Annotated in this window: 3 protein-coding genes, 1 tRNA gene and 1 pseudogene; 2 read left to right on the top strand and 3 right to left on the bottom strand. The window is 59.2% G+C overall.

Annotated elements, in window-relative coordinates; all coding sequences use genetic code 11:
* Positions 1-236: pseudogene (locus WCA53_RS28305) on the top strand (hypothetical protein); the annotation flags it as partial.
* Positions 237-509: 273 nt separating this feature from the next.
* On the top strand, positions 510-839 hold the full coding sequence (locus tag WCA53_RS28300) for a helix-turn-helix transcriptional regulator (protein ID WP_423918759.1): 330 nt from the start codon (positions 510-512) through the stop codon (positions 837-839).
* Positions 840-917: 78 nt separating this feature from the next.
* Here the strand turns inward: WCA53_RS28300 and WCA53_RS28295 are convergent.
* The 3 genes from WCA53_RS28295 to WCA53_RS28285 form a co-directional block, all read right to left on the bottom strand.
* Positions 918-992, bottom strand: a tRNA-Val gene (locus WCA53_RS28295).
* A gap of 93 nt (positions 993-1085) precedes the next feature.
* Positions 1086-1820 (bottom strand): DNA polymerase III subunit epsilon, encoded by a 735-nt coding sequence (gene dnaQ / locus WCA53_RS28290; RefSeq protein ID WP_423918756.1) that lies wholly within the window; start codon positions 1818-1820, stop codon positions 1086-1088.
* 12 nt (positions 1821-1832) lie between these two features.
* On the bottom strand, positions 1833-1943 hold a 111-nt coding region (locus WCA53_RS28285), incomplete at its 5' end, for an RNase H family protein (RefSeq protein ID WP_423918764.1).

Here is a 1943-nt window from a genome sequence, read left to right as displayed (position 1 = left end):
AGCTCGGACAGTACGACGCGCGGGAGTTATCGGTGAAATGGCCTTCCGACGTGGATGGCGCGGCTGCGGATGCGCCTCGGAGGGCGAGTCGTTTCAAGCGGGAGAAAGTCGAGTTGCTGTGGGACTCGCCCGCTGCGGCCGGCCACAATCGCAAGACGGTGTTTCGAGCGGCGCTTGCGGGAGCGGGGGACCGGACCGCGGCGAGCGCGCTGGATGCCGCGTTGCGGCAGGGGTGAGTGGGGTTCTTGCACTGAGGGTTAGCGCGTGGGGCTTGGGCGAAAAGCCGTGGCCAAAGAGCTGTAGCCAAAGAAAAAGGCTCTCAAGCGTTTGCTTGAGAGCCTTTTTCTTGACCAGTTAGCCTCATGCTGTAAGCAACTCACGCCAAGGGGCCCAAGCGGACCCGATGACCTGGTTTGCAGGCCGTATAAGAGGCGTATAAACGCCTCTTATCAAACCAATTGCCACTTAATAGGTATAATTCTACCTGTTAGGTAGCTTTGGAAACCACTATGCTGTTCGATCTTGCATCGGTAGCTGAAATCGCCCGGACCCTTGGGCAACGCCTTCGCGCGCTGCGCCTCCAGCAATCGCTCTCGCAGGCGGAGCTTGCCAGCCGGGCCGGCGTATCGGAGCGAGCGCTGCGCAACCTGGAGTCAACGGGTCAGGCAACGCTGGAAACTTTCCTCCGTACTACGCAAGCGTTGGGCAGGACAGCCGATTTGGAAGGGATCCTGGAGATAAAGATCCATTCAATTCGTGCGATGGAGGAGGCCAGTCGCGTTCGCCAGCGTGCACCGCGGCGCACCCCTCGCGAACTGAAGGCACACGAGAACAACTGAAGTCAAGATTTTCGTTGCAAACAAAAAGGCCCTCAGACTTTCGTCTGAGGGCCTTTTTTTCTGCGGGTCACGCGAATCTGGTGGGTGGTGAGGGTTTTGAACCCCCGACCCCTGCCGTGTGAAGGCAGTGCTCTACCGCTGAGCTAACCACCCGAAGAGCTTCGAATTATGTCAGACGTTGCGCATTGCGTAAAGTGAATTTGTGGGGCGCTTCACACATTCCGCGAACCTCACGAAACGACCGCACTAAGCACCCGGCGTATCCACCGCCTCAACGACTTCAATCCGCCATACGCTCGTTCCCTTGACCGTCTTGTCGAGATCGTCGAGCGCGGCCAGATGCGCGCTCAATTCCTCTGCCGATGCCACCAGCACCGGCAGATCAAGGTCATTCAGCGCAATCTGCGGCGAATGGCTTGCACCGGCCGACGGCATATCCCCAAGCATGTCGATGACCAAACTCTCCTGGCCGCGCGTCATCGCCAGATAAACTTCAGCGAGCAGTTCCGAGTCGAGCAGGGCGCCGTGCAAGGTCCGATGCGCGTTGCTCACGCCAAGCCGGTCGCACAACGCATCGAGCGAATTGCGCTTGCCCGGGAACATTTGCTTGGCCTGTACCAGCGTATCGATAACCCCGCCGCACACGTCGCGCACACAGGACATCCCAAGCAACGCGAACTCGACGTCCATGAAACCGACGTCGAACGGCGCGTTATGGATGATCAACTCGGCGTCCGCGATAAAGTCGCGCAACTCGGCGGCGATATCGGCGAACTTGGGTTTGTCGCTGAGAAAATCCGTCGTCAGGCCGTGCACGGCAAGCGCGCCGGGATCACTGTCGCGGCCCGGGTTCACATAGAAATGCAGGTTATTGCCGGTGAGCCGTCGATTGACAAGCTCGACGCAGCCGATTTCGATAATACGGTCGCCCGTGCGGGCGTTGAGGCCGGTAGTTTCAGTGTCGAGTACGAGTTGGCGCATAGAGAATAAAAATTAACCTTCGGCGAGGGAGGTGACGCCGCGATTCGCGAGCGCATCGGCACGTTCGTTTTCCGGATGACCGGAGTGGCCTTTCCCCCAGCGCCATTCGATCTGGTGCTGCAC

The sequence above is a fragment of the Caballeronia sp. genome (assembly GCF_049581465.1).
Lineage (GTDB): Bacteria > Pseudomonadota > Gammaproteobacteria > Burkholderiales > Burkholderiaceae > Caballeronia.
The sequence above is the reverse complement of the archived record's forward strand: the minus strand, read 5'-3'. Positions and strand labels throughout refer to the sequence as shown.